Source organism: Neisseria weixii, from assembly GCF_002327085.1.
Classification (GTDB): domain Bacteria; phylum Pseudomonadota; class Gammaproteobacteria; order Burkholderiales; family Neisseriaceae; genus Neisseria; species Neisseria weixii.
Map to the genome: position 1 here is coordinate 1534058 of NZ_CP023429.1, position 17960 is coordinate 1552017.

The window sequence follows — 17960 nt, forward strand, 5'->3', positions numbered from 1 at the left end:
CCGTCTGAAAGATAATCTTTCAGACGGCCTGTTACTTCAATTAACCTTTTAACTATTCATCAACCAATATTGCAGACCGACTAAGGTTTTGGCATCTTTGATTTCATCGTGCTTCAACGCAGCTTTCACTTCTTCTCGGCTGAGTAACACGGTTTCGGTAATTTCGTCTTCATCATTGCTCAAGGTGCTGCCTATGCGCACGCCGTCGGCTTGGTAGAGATACATTTTTTCATCGCAAAAGCCGATTGCGGTGTAGAAAGTGTGCAGCAGCTTCACGCTGTCGGCGGTATAGTTGGTTTCTTCGGCCAATTCACGTAAAGCGCATTCGGCCGGGTCTTCGCCCTCTACATCCAATTTACCCGCCGGCAATTCCAATACGGCTTGGTCGGCGGCATAGCGCCATTGACGCACCAGCACCACTTCATCATTATCCGTCACGGCCAACACACAAGCCGCGCCGGGATGTCGGATTACCATGCGCTGGCTTTCTTTACCGTTGGACAAACGGATTTGGTCACGGCTGATGCGGATAAACGATCCTTCGTAAATCGGTTCGCTGCTGATACAGGTTTCTTTTAAATCCATGATATGCTTTCTTTAATTAAGACAAACAGGCCGTCTGAAATCAATTTTTGCTGCGCTCGATTTCCACGCCCACTTCTTTTACGTCCGGCAGAATGCCCGGTTTGACAATTCTCACGCGCACCCACAACGCATTGAAATCTTCCAAAACCAACTTGGCCACATGCTCGGCCAAACCTTCCAGCAACAAAAAATCCTGTTCGCGCAGACTGTTGCGCACAGCTTCGCAGACTTCGCCGTAGTGTACCGTGTCGCCGATGTCGTCGCTCAGCGCAGATTTTTCCGGCACGCCTATATCTAAATCCAGCACCAGCGTTTGCAGGCGCTCGCGTTCCCAATCGTAGATGCCAACCAGCGTGTCGGCTTTCATGCCGCGTAAAAAAATTTTATCCATTTGCATTGTCCCGTTTTTTGGATAGAATACCCCTTTCATTCTAAGCAAAGCATACAAAATGTACAATGTTTTAGCGGTGGTTTCGGCTTATTTAATCGGTTCATTGTCTTTTGCGGTAATTGTGTCGAAAGCATACGGCATGAATGATCCGCGCACCTACGGTTCCGGCAATCCGGGCGCGACCAATGTTTTGCGCAGCGGCAAGAAAAAAGCGGCTGCATTAACCTTGCTGGGCGATGCGTTTAAAGGCTTTGCGGCTGTGTGGTTGGTTCGGTGGATGGAAACCGAAATCAACCTTACCATGACTACCATCGGCGCGTGTGCAGTGGCCGTGTTGGTCGGACACATGTGGCCGATATTCTTCCGCTTCAAAGGCGGCAAAGGCGTGGCCACGGCATTGGGGCATTGCTGGCGCTTTCTTGGCCGACCGGTTTGGTATGCGCCATTGTATGGCTGGTCGTGGCTTTCGGTTTTAAAGTTTCCTCACTGGCAGCTATAGCGGCCGCGTTAATCAGCCCGATTGCGGCCTATTTCTTCATGCCTTACCCGTCTTGGATATGGGCTACAACGGTGATTGCGGTCTTGGTGCTGTATCGTCATAAAAGCAATATTATCAATCTGCTTTCCGGAAAAGAAAGCAAAATCGGCGATAAAGCTTCATAACTTTTCCCAATGCAGCCTTATGTTAAAGCCTGACATTGTCGGGCTTTTTTATGCCTCGATACATACAATAATGTACTTACTCAAATATAATTCGGCTAGAATAAACAAGGCCGTCTGAAAAACAGATTCAATATTTTTCTCTTTATTTCCGATTAAATCATCATGTTGAAAAAAACTGCCAAACTCATCCTTACGGTCTCGCTCGCCGCCATGCTTCCGGCTTGTTCGCTGGTCAAATTCCAACCGCTCGAAACCATCAGTAAAGTGGATTTGAACCAAGGCTATCGTTTTGAAAACGCCAATAAAGAAAATCAAGACGATACCTTAATGGTATTGATGTTTTCCGGCGGCGGCACACGTGCAGCGGCGTTGGGCTACGGTGTGTTAGAGCAGCTCCACCAGCAACAGGTCAGCATCAACGGCCAGAAAAAATCCCTACTGGAAAACGTCGATTTAGTAGTGGGCGTATCCGGCGGCTCAGTATTAGCGGCTTATTACTCGCTGCATGGTACGAATACGATTCCGGGCTTTTATAAACGTTTCTTAAGCCAGAATTTCCAAAGCCAAGTCATCAAACAGGCATTTTCCGCCACCAATATCCCACGCTTGGCTTCGCCTGAATTCGGCCGTGGCGATTTGCTGCAAGAACAGTTTGAAACCTATTTATTTGGCAAAACCACGTTTGAAGATTTGGAAAAACGCCGCAAAGGCCCGTTTGCCATCATCAGCGCAACAGACATGGGCATAGGTGAACGCATCAATTTCACCCAAGAATATTTCGACCCGATGTGCTTGAACTTAAGCAAATTGAGTATTGCTCGTGCGGTAGCGGCTTCGAGTGCCGTACCAGTGGTGTTTGCGCCGCTTACGCTCAATAACAACGGCGGCAATTGCAACTATACGCCGCCGAAACGTATCCAGACGGCCATGCAGAAAAACAAAAACACTCAACAGAGCATCACGCGTAAAGAAGTTGCCGAAAGCATCGCGCAATACAGCGACAGCCAATCGCGCCCTTACATCCACCTGCTCGATGGCGGCCTGACCGATAATCTCGGTATGCGCAGCCTGCTCGACATGACCGAAGTGTATTCAAGCAATATGCTGGTGCAACAAATAGGCACGCATAAAATCAAACGCATTGTGGTGATTAATGTCAACGCGCAAAATCAAATCAACAGCGGTTTGGACAAAACCGCCGTTGTGCCCGGTATGCGCGATGTGGTGAATGCGATTATCGACATTCCGATCGGCAAATATTCGCAGGAATCGCTGCGCCGCTTCCGCGCCTTTACCGACCGCTGGAACGAAGCCAAATATAAAGATGCCAACGGCAATCCGATTTCGCTGACCTTTGTCAGCCTGAGCCTGCGCGATTTGCCTGAGTCGCCGCTGCGTGAGACGGTGTTGAATATTCCGACCAGTTTCTACCTGCCGGGTGAAGATGTCGATAACCTGCGTACCGCTGCCGCCGAATTGATGAAGCATTCCAAAGAATATCAGGGCTTGTTGAAAGAATTATCCACCCAACCGAATGCCGAAGCTTTGTTTAGCCAAACCGAATCGGCGATGGAAAACAATCCCAAAATGAAACCGGTGGAAAATCCATTTTCCATTGAAGAAATAAATCAAGTGAATACCACCGATTCCGGCGAATTTGAATTACCGGCGCAACCATAAACCACACATCAAGGCCGTCTGAATGATTGCAAAAACAAAGACTTCAGACGGCCTTGATGTTTTATCGGCCTTTCAGTTGAACATATAATTTGCTAAAATAGCCCATCCATTTATCCTTTCAGACGGCCTGATACCTTGACACAACGCATCTTTGACACATTTCTTCGTTTCGTGAGGCGCTGCTCGAAATCTTGCCTATTTTTGTGATGTCTTCACTTTCGGCGCTGCGCTAACTTTGAACTGCACTCAAATCCGGGGTTTTACACAAGCCTCAGCCTACCCATTCATCAGGCCGTCTGAAACATTTCAATACACAGAATCAAACCATGAGCCAAACGAAAAATTAATCGTCACCGACATTGACCGCCCCGTACTCACGCCGCCCGAAGGTCACAAAAAAGTGCTGTTGCATTCCTGCTGTGCACCATGTTCCGGCGAAGTGATGGAAGCCATGCTCGCCAGCGGTATCGATTACACCATTTATTTCTACAATCCGAATATCCATCCGCACAAAGAATACATGCTGCGCAAAGAAGAAAACCTGCGTTTTGCGGAAAAATTCGGCATCCCTTTTGTCGATAAAGACGACGACTATGAAAACGACCGCAAAGAATGGTTCGAGCTGGCCAAAGGCATGGAATTCGAGCCGGAGCGCGGTATCCGCTGCACCATGTGTTTCGACATGCGCTTCGTCAAAGCCGCGCAATACGCCCACGACAACGGTTTTCCCGTGTTCACCAGCTCTCTGGGCATTTCCCGCTGGAAAGACATGAAGCAAATCAACGGCTGCGGCCACCGCGCGGCGGATTTGTTCGACGACGTGGTGTATTGGGATTTCAACTGGCGCAAAAGCGGCGGCAGCGCACGCATGATTGAAATCAGCAAGCGCGAAAACTTCTACCAACAGGAATACTGCGGCTGCGCTTATTCCCTGCGTGATTCCAACAAACACCGCAAATCACAAGGCCGCATTCCGATTAAAATTGGCAAGCTGTATTACGGCGATGAATCAACGATTTACGAGCCGCAAGCGATTAAAGTGGATAAATAATACCGGTTTTAAAATAAGTCGAGACCTTTGCAGAAACTAATGACGGCAATTTTATGTGTACTGGCTTTTGAAGGAGCTTTTCTTACAGCTCAGGCCGTCTGAAAGATAAAATCTTTCAGACGGCCTTTTATATTCATTAATCTTTAAGCCAACACCTTCTTCGCTGCTTCTATCCCCCAATAAGCCGCCTCTTCAAAAACCGAATAGCCGCTTAAGTCACTGTGGGCAAACAATAATTTGGAGTGATGCTGCCGCAGCGCCAGTAAGTTTTCATCGTCAAGATAGCCGACTTTCGGTACGCTCATGGCATGGCCGCGCAAAGTGAGGTCGATGTGGCCGACATGTTGCCAAAATGATTTGCCGTACACGCTCAATAAATCTTGGGCAGCCATATCCAACAATGCTTGGTCGTCGCCCCTCTGCAGCCAACGGCGGATGTTTTGCGGGGTGTCGTGGTTAAGCGCAGTGTAGGCGGTGAAAATGGTGTGCTCAGGTTTGTCCACGCGGATATGTTGATGCGTGGCCACCACATAGCCCAGCGACGGGCTGCCGTAAACCACGTTGTCCCACGCTAATTCGCTGTTGCCTTGTTCTTTGGGAAATCGGTTGAGCACAAAATTAGCCACCAGCCACGGGGCGTATTCGGGCGTGTGCAAACCATATTGCTGCGGTGTGTCGATGATGCGCGCCGCCACCATTAAAGGCATGGCGCTGATGACATGGCGGGCGGTGACGGCATAGGTTTCGCTACTGGCATGGTCGTACAACAAAACGTCCACGCCGTCTGAATGCTCACGAATCTTGACAGCGGTTGCCTCGACAGAAGCCGGCTGCGACAATCGGATTATGTTTTCAGACGGCCATGAATGCAAAGTTTGCAAGCTGCTTTTTTCGCGTAACTTGGCCGACAAATACGCCAAGCCCTGCGGCCAAGTCAACACCGTATCAGCGCTGTTGCGGCTGGCAAAATAATGCAATCCGGCAAACGCCGACACTTGCCCAATCCCCTGCCCGTAATCATCGCGGCAGCAGTAATCGAGATACCAGCGCAAGGTCGGCGATTGGTAACGTTCCTGATTCAGCCATTGCGCAAAAGTCAGTTTATCGAGCGCGCGCCATTGTGTATCTTGAGAAGACAAAGCAATGGGAATGGCAAAGATTTTTTGCCGTCACTACCGTAGGCATTTTTCAGACGGCCTATCAAAGCAAAAAAGCGGCGGCTGTCGTCATCGTCTTCAGGCAGCAAATCCGCCTGCCACATTTGACCGTAAAATAAACGCGCTTCGGGCGCATGCACCAAATCCGTCTCGCGATAGCTGCCGTCGGCCTGCAAAATATCAAAGTCGCTCAGCATATCGTGGATATGGCTGCTTTCTTTTGACGGCATGGCCAAATAATGCGCACCGCGGGGGGCAATCAGGCTGTCTGAAAAACGGTAGGCGGCATTGTTACCGTCCGGCTCAAAACCTTCAGCCAGCAATATATCTCGGTGGCCGTGTTTCGCCAAATACCACAGTGCGCTCAAGCCCGCTGCACCGCTGCCCAAAATCAGAGTATCGCATTGATAATGTTTTTTCGGTTCAACCGACAATTTGCCGTCACGCAGCAAATGCCCCATCGGCAAACCGACACGGTTGACCGATACCGTCGGTGCGTTATTCAAATGGCGGTAGCCGAGATAGGAAAACAGGGAGGCGGTGGTTAAGGCTGCGGTATAGCCGAGAAACTGGCGGCGGGTGGTGTTCATGGGTGGTGTTCGGAAGAAAGGTTAAGGCCTGAGATTTTTGAAATCATCCTGTTAACGTCAACGTATATAAAAACGACGTCATTACCGCAAAAGCCGGAATCTATCTTAAAATTTGAGATAGATATTTATGCAACAACTTGCCGCACTCAAAAATGGATTCCGGCCTTTGCGGGATGACATTGTTTTGTTTTTGGGCATTGAACATTTAAGCATGCTTTAGCCAAAGTCTCAGACCGTCTGAAAACTGCCTTAATGAATCAAAAATCAGCCCAAACCGCTGCCACGGCGGTGTACCGTCCATTCGCTGTGCCTGGCCTGTAAAGCTGATTGCAAGAGTTGGTGCACGGTTTCCAGCTCGCTGCTGCCGCAGACAAACGCGTCCACCGCGGCAAAACCGTGCTCCGGCCAAGTGTGGATGCTGATGTGTGATTCGGCCAATAACAATACACCGGTCACACCGCCTTCGCCGCCGAAGGTGTGAAAATGGCTGCCGAGTATGGTCGCATCCACTGCTTGCGCTGCTTCGGTAAGCCAGTTTTTCAGACGGCCTTCGTCTTTCAGTGATTCGACATGGCAGCCGTATAAATCCAGCAAACCGTGGTTTTCGGGCTGCATTATTTGTGTCCTCCGGCCGAACCGCCGACATAGCCGCCCACATAGCCGCCGCCGTGGGTACGCGAGCCGCCGGAATCACTGTCGCTGACGATGGAATAATTGTTGAGCGTCACCATCAGCACAATCAGCGAAGCAAACATAATATAAGCGATTTTAGACATGTTGTTTTCCTAATCGTCGTCGCTGCTGCGGCCTAAAAACCAAATAAATGCGATACCGATGATGGTCGGAATCATCGATTCGTCAAACATTTGCTCCGAGTTCATCATCAGCCATGCCGGTGCGTTAACCAACAGCAAAATGCCCACCATCAATAAGCGCAAGCCGTTGCTCACGCCGTCGGAGCGCATATTGGCGGTGTATTGTGGGGCGCGGCTTTGTGTCAAACCGAAGGCTTGGACGATTTCATCGTAGCGGATGGGTGTGTTTTTACTCCACGCCAACTCATTTGGCGACAATGTGGCACTCAATTTGCCGCTGCCTTGGCGGTAATCGGTGTAATAGTTCAAATCGCCCTGCCGCACCTGCCAATAAAACGCGCCTGCCGCCACTTCGACACGGCCGCCGTAATCGTAAAGCTTTTCGCAACCTTGCGGCTGGTTGTATTGGTTCAAGCGCGGCCATTCGTTGAGTGTTTCGGCGATGCTCCATTCGCCGTCTTCCGTTTGCACCAACCAGTTAAACCCGTGCTGCGGGTGATACAGTAAATATTCCACCCACCAGCTCTCCGGTACCAACGCGTGAGTGGCCATGCCGAACATTTTGTCAAAGGTTTCCTGCGCGTCGGTTTCGCTGTAACGCACCGCACCCATCACATAATAATCGCGGTTTTTCAGACGGCCTTTGCTGCCCACCGGCAGCATAAACAGCTTTTCCTGCGCCTGCCGCATGTGGTTGGCTTCAATCAGATTGATTTTGTCTTCACTTGCCTGCAACCGGCTGGCGCAACTCGGGCAGACAATATGCTCGGCCATACCGTTGACCCAATGCACCGGTGCGCCGCAATTCGGACAATCTTCCGCCTGCCGCGAGCCTTTCAGACGGCCTGCGGTTTCGCGGATTTGATCGTCGCTGCGGGTATGGGCCAAATACAAATCATCGAGTTTGACCGTGCGGCCGACAAAGGCTTGCGGCTCGGCTTCGGCATAATCCAAGGTCAGAAACAGGTTTTCGCAACGCCAGTCGGCCACGCGGCTGACCGTTTCGCCCTGAATCCGAAACGGCAATTCGCCCTGAGCCGCAGCCTGGCTCAAGCTGATTTCACGCACGTCGGCCACCATAAACTGCTTGCCGTTGTGGTTTAAGGTGCTGAATCCGGCACGAATATCGTGAAACTTCGGCGCTGATTCGGGCAAGCGTTCGGCCATGGTCATCACATACAAATCACCTGCTTCCGACAACCAGCCGTTATGCCCGTCGTCAAACAACACATACCATTCGTTCCACACCCCGCCATCATAACGCGCCTGCAGCCGGCCGATAATCGAAAACCCGCGCAGGTAACGTCCCGTCGTGCCGATTTGCAGCGGGCTGAAATCTTCCAGCAGCGCGGAATCGCGGCCGGTATCGACGATGCTGTCGTCTTGACGCACCAGCATGCTGTTGCAGTAGCCGCACACCAGCGTCACCGCGGTGGCCGAATACGCTTCTACCGGTGCGCCGCAGCTTGGGCAATCGGTTTTGAAAAATGGCGTTGTTGACATGGATATTTTGTTTTATCGGGAAAGTTCAGACGACATGGTGAACGGCTGAAGTCTCTTTTGTTTTAATGATTGAACATGATGTTCAATCCGCTCAGGCGTCGCTTCAAAATCAGGGTTTGATAAAATTCTACAAAATTCAGTGCATTGCTCAATACTGAAAACTTCCTTGTCATGTTTCTGAACATAAGGAATAAAATCAGAAACCAAACATACATTTTCCGGAAATGTTGTTTTCAACTGACAATTACGATGAGTAAATGCAACAATCGAATGGAATTCTTTGTCCGAAAGCCCTAACAATTTAGATAATGCTTTGATATGCTTATAATTTTGCCTTAACGGATTTTGAAACGAAAACTTACTGCCGGAAGGTAAGGTATGCGTCCATCTAGGTTGATTTGGCGCCCCGAAAATCCAACCTTGAAAATATTTTGCTTCAATCACAAAAATTCCATAAGGTGAAATAACAATATTATCGATTTGTGTACTACCACCATCTATAGGCACAATTAGATTATGAAAATAACGGTAACGTGCTGTATCAAGCTTTGATAAAACTTGTACTTTAATAATCTGCTCGCCTATCGCACCTTTAAGTGCAGTTTTTTCTTCCTTATTTAGATTACTTTGCTTCTTTTGATTGCTATTTTGTCGTGTTTTTTTGCGTCTACTCGGCTGATTAGAGCCCTTTCCAACCAACAGCATACACACAAAACAAACCACAATGACAAAAATAATTAGACTTTCCATTGTGTTGTTTTCCCCAACGGTGGCCGTCTGAACACCAAAACCTTTTCCGACGGCCTATTCATCTTTGCCGATTAATTTTTTCAACACTTCGGCTTTGGCTTGGTTGTAGTCTTCTTGCGAAATCAGGCCTTCATCAAGCAAGGTTTTAAGTTTGGCCAGCTTGCTTTGCGGATCTTCGGCAGAGTCTGCCGGTGTCTGAACCGGATTGGCCGGTGCCGCTTGGGCTTGGTTCGGTTGAAGCATACCGGCCATCGCGCCGGCCATGGTTTGCCCCACACCCGCGCCGACACCGATGCCCGCACCGATGCCGGCCAAACCGCCTTCGTTTTCTGCGGCTTTGGTAATGGCTTCGGCAGTTTGGTATTGGGCATACCTGCCCAAATCGCCAATCACGCCCATGGAGATTTTTTTATCCAAGGCCGCTTGAATGGCTTCAGGCAGGGAAACACTCTCAACGGTGAAGTTTTCCAGTATTAAGCCCAGTTTGGCAAATTCGGCGGCCAACAATTCGGCCATTTTTTGCGACAGCAGCACTTGATTAGCCGCCATATCGAGAAACGGAATGCCCGATGTACCGAAGGCGGTGGCCAATTGCGTCACCACGATATTGCGCAATTGCGCTTCCAGTTCTTCGCCGCTGTATGCCGCAGCCACACCGGTAACTTCTTTGAAGAATTTGGCCGGATCGTTCACGCGGTAGGAATACATGCCGAACGAGCGCAACTGTACCGCGCCGAATTCCGAATCGCGCACGGTTACCGGCTGGGCGGTACCCCATTTGCGGGCAAGCTGCTGCTTGGTGTTAAAGAAATAAACGTCTGATTTAAATGGCGATTGGAATAATTTATCCCAGTTTTTCAAGTTGGTGAGCACGGGCAGCGTCTGCGTATTGAGCGTGTAGCGTCCCGCACCGAATACGTCTGCCGTCACGCCTTCATCGACAAACATCGCCATCTGCGCCTCACGCACGGTGAGACTGGCGCCGTTTTGGATTTCCTCATCCTGCATGGGAAAGCGCCACATCAGCAGGCGCTCGTCCGGATTCGGCCATTGGATGACGTCGATAAATTGTTTTTTGATAAAATCGAATAAAGCCATTTTTTGCTCCCGAATATTAGGTCAGACACGCCGCGTTTAATAAGCCGATAGACACCGAAACCGCGCCGAACAGCGCGCCCACCGCGACATTATTGTTAATCAATTCTTCATTGGCGCCTTTAATCATACAGGTCGAGGCAAAATACACCAAAATCTGCGCCACCGCCGCACCCAAGCCCCATAAAATAAAATCGGTGAAGCCGACACTGTGGGAAATGCTCGATGCCAGGGTCACGCAAAAGCCGACCAATGCGCCGCCGAATGACAACGCGCAGGCCAAATTGCCGTTTTTAATCAGGCGCAATTCTTCGGCGGGTGTGATGCGCAGATAAACCGCGGCAAACACCACCGTCATCGCCACGCCGGCAAGCATGTATTGCAGATACAGAAAATACTGGGCTGGAGAAATGCTCACGATAGACATCCTTTGATTTGGTATAATTACCGGAAATTTTTGCTGATTATGCCATTGACTATGCGCTGCTGACAATGCACATGCCGTCTGAAACGTTGATTTTTTAAGTTGTGTTTTTCAGACGGCCTCAATACCTTTAAAACACGATATCGCCGTCTTATCCGCTACAGGCCGTCTGAAACATGAAACTCAACCGCACGCTTATTATTTCCGTTTTCGTCGTCGCCAGTTGCGGCTTGGCTTACGAACTCATTTTAGCCGCGCTCGCCAGCTATCTTTTGGGCGACAGCATTCTGCAATTTTCATCCATCATCGGCCTGTATCTTTTTTCGATGGGCATTGGTGCGCATTTGTCGAAATACGTCAAAGACGAAGATACGCTGGCGCGTTTTATCGAAATCGAATTGCTGGTGGGCATCATCGGCGGCGTTTCCGCACTGGCTTTGTTTGTGGCATTCGGTTTTTCTGCCGCACCGTTTCGCACTTTGCTTTATGCGCTTGTGTTGATTGTCGGCACCATTGTCGGTATGGAAATCCCACTGGTGATGCGCGTGTTGAACCAGCAAAAAGCGGATTTCAAAGAGTTGGTGGCAAAAGTGTTGACCTTCGATTATTTGGGCGCGTTGGCCGTCTCGCTTTTGTTTCCGTTGATACTCGCCCCTAAGCTGGGCATGGCGCGCTCGGCCCTGTTGTTCGGCTTACTCAATGCGGCCGTCGCAGCGTTGACCGCGCACGTGTTTAAAGCAGAATTGAAAAACTACAAATCGTTGCAAATCCGCGCGACGGCGGTGCTGCTGATTTTAGCGGCAGCATTTTTATACGCCGACCGCATCACCTTCCAAGCCGAGCAACGCTACTTCGGCGACCCGATTGTGTATGAAAGCCATTCTCCCTATCAGCGCTTAGTCGTGACACGTTGGAAAGACGATACGCGCCTGTATATCAACGGCAATTTGCAGTTTTCATCGCGCGATGAAGTGCGCTACCACGAGGCTTTGGCCTTGCCTGCCATGCAGATGAGTGCGCAGCGGGAAAACATCCTGATACTCGGTGGCGGCGACGGTTTGGCCGCGCGGGAAGTATTGAAATATCCCGAAGTAAAAAAAGTCACACTGGTGGATTTGGATCCCGACATGACCGCCACTTTTCAAACTTCCGCCACCTTAAGCGCACTCAACCAAAACGCGTTGTCGCACCCGAAAATGAACGTCGTCAACGATGATGCGGCCAAATGGCTGGAGACCAATCAAGATAAGTTTGATGTCGTGATTATTGATTTGCCTGATCCGTCGAATTTTTCCTTGGGCAAACTTTATTCCGTGCCGATGTATCGCTTGGTGGCACGCCATCTGAAACCGCAAGGCCGTATTGTAGTGCAGTCAACTTCGCCATATTTTGCACCAAATGCTTATTGGTCGGTGGTCGCCACGCTGGAGGCGGCAGGTTTGTACACCGCGCCTTATCATGTTTATGTCCCTTCGTTTGGCGAATGGGGCTTTGTGTTGGCGGCAGCGGACAATGATTTTCCGATTCCCCAGCGTTATGATGTACCGACGCGTTTTCTCAATGCCGAAACCACCGCGGCAATGTTCCACTTTCCGCCCGATATGGCACGGCGCGATGTGCAGCCCAATTATTTGAACAATCAAATTTTAGTCAGCTATTTTGAACAGGATTGGAATAGCGTGATTCGTTAGGCTGAAAACAAGGCCGTCTGAAACATTGGGTTTCAGACGGCCTTGCCTATATTTTAACCTTAGTCTTCACCCCACACTTCAGCAGCGATTTCTTCCACCAAGCGAACTTTCGCCCATTGCTCGGCTTCGGTCATGATGTTGCCTTCTTCGGTTGAAGCAAAACCACATTGCGGTGACAAGGCCAATTGGTCGAGCGGCACGATTTTTGCAGCCTCGGCGATGCGTGATTTGATTTCGTCTTTGCTTTCCAACTCAGGGAATTTGGAAGTAATCAGACCCAACACGATGCGGCCTTTGTGTGGGTTGTCGTTGAAGTATTTCAACGGCTCGAAACCACCAGAACGCTCGTTGTCGTATTCCAAAAAATAGCCGTCATACGCAGTTTGACCGAACAATTCGGGCGCTACAGGATCATATGCGCCGCTCAACAAATAAGATGATTTGTAGTTGCCGCGGCAAACGTGGGTGGTGATGGTCATGTCGGCCGGTTTGTCGGCCAAAATGGCTTGGATGTTTTCCAATGCGAATTGTTTGCTGGCTTCAAAATCAAATTCAGGATTGCTGAAATTGTTGCACAAGGTACCCCAATACACATCATCGATTTGCAGATAACGGCAGCCGGCATCGTAAAACGCTTTAATCACGTCTTTATAGATTTGGCGCACGTCTTCGCAGAATGCGGCTTTGCTTTCATAGACGCCGGTATCCCAAATAAACGGATACATCAATTGGTTCGGGCTGGGAATGGTGTATTTCACAATGCCCCGGTCGCCGACGATTTCGGCCAAGGCTTTGTAATGGGCGATAAACGGATGGTTTTCGTTCCAAGACAACTTACCCTTGCAGCGCGTATTGTATTTGCGCACTTCGGTGCCTTTAAACGCATAAGCCTGCTCCGGTACAAAGCCTTCGATGCCGTTGAGGTTTTCCAAAAAGTCGATATGCCACCATGAGCGGCGGAACTCACCGTCGGTAATCACTTGAATGCCCTCATCCAATTGGTCTTGCACCAGTTTGGCAATTTCTTGGTCTTCCACGCGGGTCAACTCTTCACGGCTGATTTTGCCCTCGGCAAATCCGGTACGCGCTTTTTTCAGGTTTTCAGTGCGCAGGTAGCTGCCGACGGTATCGGCACGCAAAGGTAAGGTTTTACTCATGGTAGATTCCTCAAATGAAGTTTATTTGTCGTCAAGCTTGACGTCCTTCCCTCCCTGAAGGGAGGGAATTCCTACGGCGTTTGTGAACGGCACCCTGCCATTCACAAATCGCTTCGGTGGGTTTCTGCTGCTGACCGCCTTACTGCACGGTTCACTTCACAGACGCTACGGACACGCCCTGCCCTGAAACTTCGTTTTACTGTTGCGCTGCCAAGATTGCCTGACCGCGCTTTAACACATTGACTGCTCCAACTACATCAGCATTATTTTGATAGCCGCATTCCACACATTCAAACAAGCTCTGTGTTAGGCGGTTATCTTTGGCGGTATGTCCGCAAGCTGGACAACAACGGCTGGTATTTTGCGGCGGAACAGCCACCAAATGCCCTCCGCGCCACAATAGCTTATAGTCCAACTGACGGCGGAACTCAAACCAAGATTGGTCTAAAATCGCACGGTTCAAACCCGATTTGGCTGCAACATTTTTACCGTACTGCTCTGCGTTACCTTTGGCAGATTTGGACATATTCGTCACTTGCAAATCTTCCACATACACAATCGCGTGGTTTTGGCTGATTGCGCTGCTGATTTGGTGCAGGTAGTTTTTGCGAATATTGGCAATTTTGTGGTGTAACTTTGAAATTTTGGCTTTGAGTTTCTGCCAATTTTTAGAAAATTTGGTTTTGTTTTTGAACTGCTTTTGCAGTTTCGCCAGTTTGCCTTTCAAGGTTTTGAACGCATTGATTGGTTCAAAAAACTGCCCATCAGACAACGTTGCAAACTTGGCAACCCCCATATCAATCCCGATTTCGCCGCCGTTTGGCTGTGGAATTTCCTGCTCGGTTTCGGTTTGAATGGAAACGAACCATTTGCCGCATTTTTGGCTAACGGTTACGTTTTTCAGGCTGCCTGAAACGTGTCGGCTGTTGCGATAACGCACCCAACCAATTTTTGGCAGCCAAATACGGTTATTGTTTTGCTCCAATTTGCAGCCTTGCGGCAAGCGGAAACTGTCCTTATCACCCTTGCGTTTGAATTTAGGAAAGTCTGCACGTTTAGCGAAAAAGTTTTTGAATGCCCTTTCCAAATCTTTCAAACTCTGCTGCAAAACTTGACTGTGGCAATCTTTTAACCAAACCAGCTCATGTTTCCATTCAGGCAGCAGGTTAGCGATTTTGGTGTAACTGAATTTAAACGAGTTATCTTGTTGATACCGCTCGTTTTGATACGCCAAAGCACGATTGAACACGAAGCGCGAACAACCGCAAAACTGTTTCATCTTGCGGATTTGTTCGCCGTTGGGCATCAGTTCAAATTTAAAGGCTTTGAGTATCTGCATGATGCGCGGTGTTTTTGAAAGCGTTTGTACCGATTTTGAAGCGCAGCTTGTGGAATTTGACGGCGAAGATGACCATGTCCATTTGCTTGTGAATTATCCGCCCAAAGTGTCTATTTCAAAACTCGTGAATAGCCTAAAAGGTGTATCCAGTCGCATGATTAGAAAGAAAAATTATCCCAGCATCAAAGAAAAATTATGGGGTGATGCGTTGTGGTCCCCATCTTATTTTGCAGGTAGCTGTGGCGGTGCGCCGATTACCATTATTCGGCAGTACATTGAGCAGCAAAATACGCCTGACTGAATGCCAACAATTTTAGGACTGCTAGCGCAGTCCGCGCCTTATATCTCCGCCGTGAACGGCGAAGTTTTACGGCGCAGCCTGATAAATGAATTGATTAATGACCTGAAGTCAAAAAGACATGAAAAATTCACGCATTCGCGTAATTCAAATTCATAAAGGCAGAGACCTTTGCAAAACCAGGATTTGAATGCAGCTCGAAGTGAGAACAGAAAGCGCAGACAGATCATGAAGATAAGCAAGCTTTCGAGCTGCGCATAACGAAGAAATGTGACAAAGATGGGAATTTTGCAAAGGTCTCGAGCCGTCTGAACGATACTCTTTCAGACGGCCTGATAACAAATTATCGATGCTGGGCACGAATTTGCTGCAAAAAGCGGCGGGTGCGTTCGTGTTGCGGATTGTCAAACAACACTTCCGGCGCGCCCTGCTCGACAATCACGCCGCCATCCATCACCACCACAATATCGGCTACTTCCATGGCAAACTTGATTTCGTGGGTGACGACCACCATCGTCCAGCCTTCCTGCGCCAGCTCTTTCATGGTGTTCAACACATCTTGCACCAATTCCGGATCAAGCGCGGAAGTCGGTTCGTCAAACAGCATCAATTCCGGCTGAATCGCCAATGCGCGGGCAATGCCGACACGCTGCTGCTGGCCGCCCGACAATTGATACGGATACAAATCGACCTTATCGCCCAATCCTACTTTGTCCAGCAAGGCCAAAGCAGCGGCACGCGCTTCGGTTTTAGCTTTGCCCTGCACCGATACCGATCCTTCCATCACATTCTCCAAAGCGGTTTTGTGTGGAAAAAGATTGTATTGTTGGAACACCATGCCCGATTTGCGGCGCAAGGCCAAAATTTCGGCTTTGCTCGGTTTTTGGGCAAAATCGACTTTTAAAGGCGCGGCATTATCGAATTCGATTTGTCCTTGCTCGGGCATTTCCAATGCGTTCAAACAGCGCAAAAACGTGGTTTTACCCGAACCCGAAGGCCCCAAAATTACCACCACTTGGCCTTTGTTTACATCCAAATCAATACCGCGCAAAATGGTGTTTTCACCGAATGTTTTGTGGATATTACGGATTTTAATCATCATTTTCCCTTACTTAGCCACATAGCGGTCGAAGCGTTTTTCGATTTTTGCTTGAATCAGGAACAATACCCAGCAGAAACACCAATACACCAAGCCCGCTTCGATATACACCGGCAAAAAGTCGTAGGCGCGATTGGCCACCTCGGAAGCGGTACGGAACAATTCCGTTACCGTCACAAACGAAGCCAGCGACGTACTTTTAAATAAGCTGATGAATTCATTACTCAAAGGCGGTACGGATACGCGGAAAGCCTGCGGCGCGATAATGCGGCGGAACGTCTGCATATAGGTCATGCCAACGGAAAACCCAGCCTCCCATTGGCCTTTGTGCACCGACAAAATCGCCGCGCGGATGGTCTCGGAAGCATATGCGCCGACGTTGAGAGAAAAACCGATAATCGCCGCCGGAATCGGATCAATGTACACCCCTACCGCCGGCAAACCATAAAACACTACAGCCAATTGAATCAGCATCGGTGTGCCGCGAATGGCGGAAACATAAAACTTCGCCAAACCCAGTAAAATTTTGTGCAGCCAACTTTCAGACGGCATCACACGAATCACCGCCACGATGATGGCAATTACCATGCCGATGATAAACGAAGCAATCGCCAGCGGCATGGATACCAAAAATCCGGCCTTGACCATAGGCCAAAACGCGCTGATTACCAAATCAGCGCGTGTCTCGGTCATAAACGGCAATGAAGCCAGTAAATTATTTAACACTGATGTCTTTTCCGAAGAATTGTTCACCCAGCTTTTTCAAAGTACCGTCTGCTTGCAATTCTTTCATTGCTTCGCTGAATTTAGCCACAACTTCATCGTTGCCTTTATTGACAATCAAACCGGCACCGACTTTTTCCTCAGCAGGGGCAGTCCATACGATTTTCACGCCTGCGTTCGGATTTTTTTTCAAGTAATCCAATACCGCCAATTCATCGTTTAATGTCACTTCGGCACGTTTTTGCTCAATCAGCATCAAAGATTGTGCCAAACCGTCAACCGGTACGATTTCGGCTTTGGCTGCAGTAGCGCGTTCGCCGTAGTTGCTGGTTAAAGATTGGGCGGCTTTTTTACCGGCAATTTCTTCAACCGATTTGATCGTGCTGTCGTTGCGCGCCACCAAAACCGGACCGCTCCAGCTGTACGGCTCGGATTTATCAAACGTTGCTTGGCGTTCAGGGCTGGTCAAAGCCACTTGGTTGGCCACTACGTCAAAACGGCCTGCTTTCAAGCCGGCCATCATGGCATCCCACTGGGTTTCCTTAAATTCAACGGTTACGCCCAATTTTTCAGCCACGGCGCGGGTCACTTCAACATCGTAGCCAGTCAATTTGCCGGATTTGTCGTGATAAGTAAACGGTGCGTAAGTGCCTTCGGTGCCGACGGTGATGGTGCCTTTATTGTTAATGCGTTCAATCAAAGATCCTGAAGCATTAGCAGCAGGTGCCGTACTTGAAGCAGCAGAACCACCTTCGCCACCGCAAGCTGCCAATACCAAAGCCGTCATACTGCCCAATAAGAATTTTTTCAACATCGCTTGATCCTGTGTGTATCTTTAAAACGGCTATTCTAATGGATACTGGCGGCAAACACAAAGAATGCTTCTGCTATCATTTATAACCAAAACATATAACAAAGCCGTTTGAAACAAAATATTTCAATATTCTGT

16 protein-coding genes and 3 pseudogenes are annotated in these 17960 nt (G+C 49.2%); 5 read left to right on the forward strand and 14 right to left on the reverse strand.

Annotated features, from left to right (window positions below; translation table 11 throughout):
* Positions 1-48: 48 nt before the first annotated feature.
* Both CGZ65_RS07725 and folB read right to left on the reverse strand, forming a co-directional pair.
* Positions 49-585, reverse strand: a complete 537-nt coding sequence (locus CGZ65_RS07725) for an NUDIX hydrolase (RefSeq protein WP_096295427.1) — start codon at positions 583-585, stop codon at positions 49-51.
* Between the two features lie 40 nt (positions 586-625).
* Positions 626-976 carry a dihydroneopterin aldolase gene (folB, locus tag CGZ65_RS07730; protein ID WP_096296135.1) on the reverse strand — a complete coding sequence of 117 codons (351 nt, stop codon included), beginning with the start codon at positions 974-976 and terminating at the stop codon, positions 626-628.
* A 58-nt stretch (positions 977-1034) separates the two neighbouring features.
* On the opposite strand from folB, the pseudogene plsY reads away from it, so the two are divergent.
* From plsY to CGZ65_RS07745, 3 genes and pseudogenes are all read left to right on the forward strand, one after another.
* Positions 1035-1639 (forward strand): annotated as a pseudogene (plsY, locus tag CGZ65_RS07735) (glycerol-3-phosphate 1-O-acyltransferase PlsY).
* A 162-nt stretch (positions 1640-1801) separates the two neighbouring features.
* On the forward strand, positions 1802-3319 hold the full coding sequence (locus tag CGZ65_RS07740) for a patatin-like phospholipase family protein (protein ID WP_096295428.1): 1518 nt from the start codon (positions 1802-1804) through the stop codon (positions 3317-3319).
* A gap of 286 nt (positions 3320-3605) precedes the next feature.
* A complete protein-coding gene (locus tag CGZ65_RS07745; RefSeq protein ID WP_415906981.1) occupies positions 3606-4370 on the forward strand; it encodes an epoxyqueuosine reductase QueH in 765 nt (254 codons plus the stop codon).
* Between the two features lie 143 nt (positions 4371-4513).
* On the opposite strand, the pseudogene CGZ65_RS07750 reads toward CGZ65_RS07745, so the two are convergent.
* From CGZ65_RS07750 to CGZ65_RS07775, 7 genes and pseudogenes are all read right to left on the reverse strand, one after another.
* Positions 4514-6117 (reverse strand): annotated as a pseudogene (locus tag CGZ65_RS07750) (NAD(P)-binding protein).
* 264 nt (positions 6118-6381) lie between these two features.
* Complete coding sequence (gene speD / locus CGZ65_RS07755) at positions 6382-6732, reverse strand: adenosylmethionine decarboxylase (RefSeq protein ID WP_096295429.1); 351 nt, start codon at positions 6730-6732, stop codon at positions 6382-6384.
* Positions 6732-6893, reverse strand: a complete 162-nt coding sequence (locus CGZ65_RS13365; RefSeq protein ID WP_195690046.1) for a hypothetical protein — start codon at positions 6891-6893, stop codon at positions 6732-6734. The genes speD and CGZ65_RS13365 overlap by 1 nt, the downstream gene beginning before the upstream one ends.
* Positions 6894-6902: 9 nt before the next feature.
* Complete coding sequence (locus CGZ65_RS07760) at positions 6903-8435, reverse strand: DUF4178 domain-containing protein (protein ID WP_096295430.1); 1533 nt, start codon at positions 8433-8435, stop codon at positions 6903-6905.
* Between the two features lie 12 nt (positions 8436-8447).
* Positions 8448-9185 (reverse strand): NERD domain-containing protein, encoded by a 738-nt coding sequence (locus CGZ65_RS07765; RefSeq protein WP_096295431.1) that lies wholly within the window; start codon positions 9183-9185, stop codon positions 8448-8450.
* Positions 9186-9239: 54 nt separating this feature from the next.
* The gene (locus tag CGZ65_RS07770) at positions 9240-10283 is read right to left on the reverse strand and encodes an SPFH domain-containing protein (RefSeq protein WP_096295432.1); all 1044 of its coding nucleotides are present in this window, start codon (positions 10281-10283) and stop codon (positions 9240-9242) included.
* A gap of 16 nt (positions 10284-10299) precedes the next feature.
* Positions 10300-10698: a DUF350 domain-containing protein gene (locus CGZ65_RS07775; protein WP_232507402.1), complete on the reverse strand. Its 399-nt coding sequence runs from the start codon at positions 10696-10698 to the stop codon at positions 10300-10302.
* A 182-nt stretch (positions 10699-10880) separates the two neighbouring features.
* Between CGZ65_RS07775 and CGZ65_RS07780 the strand changes: the two genes are divergently transcribed.
* Entirely contained in the window at positions 10881-12395 is a 1515-nt protein-coding gene (locus CGZ65_RS07780) for a polyamine aminopropyltransferase (RefSeq protein WP_096295433.1), read from the forward strand.
* Positions 12396-12454: 59 nt separating this feature from the next.
* Here CGZ65_RS07780 and CGZ65_RS07785 read toward each other — a convergent pair whose 3' ends face one another.
* Together CGZ65_RS07785 and CGZ65_RS07790 are read right to left on the reverse strand one after the other, a co-directional pair.
* A complete protein-coding gene (locus CGZ65_RS07785) occupies positions 12455-13552 on the reverse strand; it encodes a 5-methyltetrahydropteroyltriglutamate--homocysteine S-methyltransferase (protein ID WP_096295434.1) in 1098 nt (365 codons plus the stop codon).
* Between the two features lie 196 nt (positions 13553-13748).
* Positions 13749-14891 (reverse strand): RNA-guided endonuclease InsQ/TnpB family protein, encoded by a 1143-nt coding sequence (locus tag CGZ65_RS07790; protein ID WP_096295435.1) that lies wholly within the window; start codon positions 14889-14891, stop codon positions 13749-13751.
* Here CGZ65_RS07790 and tnpA point away from each other — a divergent pair.
* Positions 14881-15192 (forward strand): annotated as a pseudogene (gene tnpA, locus CGZ65_RS07795) (IS200/IS605 family transposase); the annotation flags it as partial. The gene CGZ65_RS07790 and the pseudogene tnpA overlap by 11 nt on opposite strands.
* A gap of 340 nt (positions 15193-15532) precedes the next feature.
* On the opposite strand, the gene CGZ65_RS07805 reads toward tnpA, so the two are convergent.
* The 3 genes from CGZ65_RS07805 to CGZ65_RS07815 are packed head-to-tail and all read right to left on the reverse strand — an operon-like array spanning position 15533 to position 17825.
* The gene (locus tag CGZ65_RS07805; RefSeq protein ID WP_096295437.1) at positions 15533-16288 is read right to left on the reverse strand and encodes an amino acid ABC transporter ATP-binding protein; all 756 of its coding nucleotides are present in this window, start codon (positions 16286-16288) and stop codon (positions 15533-15535) included.
* Positions 16289-16297: 9 nt separating this feature from the next.
* Entirely contained in the window at positions 16298-17014 is a 717-nt protein-coding gene (locus tag CGZ65_RS07810; protein ID WP_096295438.1) for an amino acid ABC transporter permease, read from the reverse strand.
* Positions 17004-17825, reverse strand: a complete 822-nt coding sequence (locus CGZ65_RS07815; RefSeq protein ID WP_096295439.1) for an amino acid ABC transporter substrate-binding protein — start codon at positions 17823-17825, stop codon at positions 17004-17006. The genes CGZ65_RS07810 and CGZ65_RS07815 overlap by 11 nt, the downstream gene beginning before the upstream one ends.
* Positions 17826-17960 lie beyond the last annotated feature (135 nt).

What these genes read in the sequence shown, in the direction of transcription:
- CGZ65_RS07815 (WP_096295439.1), bottom strand. Translation starts at nt 17,825, where the DNA reads ATGTTGAAAAAATTCTTATTGGGCAGTATGACGGCTTTGGTATTGGCA.
- folB (WP_096296135.1), bottom strand. Translation starts at nt 976, where the DNA reads ATGGATAAAATTTTTTTACGCGGCATGAAAGCCGACACGCTGGTTGGC.
- CGZ65_RS07740 (WP_096295428.1), top strand. Translation starts at nt 1,802, where the DNA reads ATGTTGAAAAAAACTGCCAAACTCATCCTTACGGTCTCGCTCGCCGCC.
- CGZ65_RS07770 (WP_096295432.1), bottom strand. Translation starts at nt 10,283, where the DNA reads ATGGCTTTATTCGATTTTATCAAAAAACAATTTATCGACGTCATCCAA.
- CGZ65_RS07780 (WP_096295433.1), top strand. Translation starts at nt 10,881, where the DNA reads ATGAAACTCAACCGCACGCTTATTATTTCCGTTTTCGTCGTCGCCAGT.
- CGZ65_RS07725 (WP_096295427.1), bottom strand. Translation starts at nt 585, where the DNA reads ATGGATTTAAAAGAAACCTGTATCAGCAGCGAACCGATTTACGAAGGA.
- CGZ65_RS07805 (WP_096295437.1), bottom strand. Translation starts at nt 16,288, where the DNA reads ATGATTAAAATCCGTAATATCCACAAAACATTCGGTGAAAACACCATT.
- speD (WP_096295429.1), bottom strand. Translation starts at nt 6,732, where the DNA reads ATGCAGCCCGAAAACCACGGTTTGCTGGATTTATACGGCTGCCATGTC.
- CGZ65_RS07760 (WP_096295430.1), bottom strand. Translation starts at nt 8,435, where the DNA reads ATGTCAACAACGCCATTTTTCAAAACCGATTGCCCAAGCTGCGGCGCA.
- CGZ65_RS13365 (WP_195690046.1), bottom strand. Translation starts at nt 6,893, where the DNA reads ATGTCTAAAATCGCTTATATTATGTTTGCTTCGCTGATTGTGCTGATG.
- CGZ65_RS07765 (WP_096295431.1), bottom strand. Translation starts at nt 9,185, where the DNA reads ATGGAAAGTCTAATTATTTTTGTCATTGTGGTTTGTTTTGTGTGTATG.
- CGZ65_RS07785 (WP_096295434.1), bottom strand. Translation starts at nt 13,552, where the DNA reads ATGAGTAAAACCTTACCTTTGCGTGCCGATACCGTCGGCAGCTACCTG.
- CGZ65_RS07790 (WP_096295435.1), bottom strand. Translation starts at nt 14,891, where the DNA reads ATGCAGATACTCAAAGCCTTTAAATTTGAACTGATGCCCAACGGCGAA.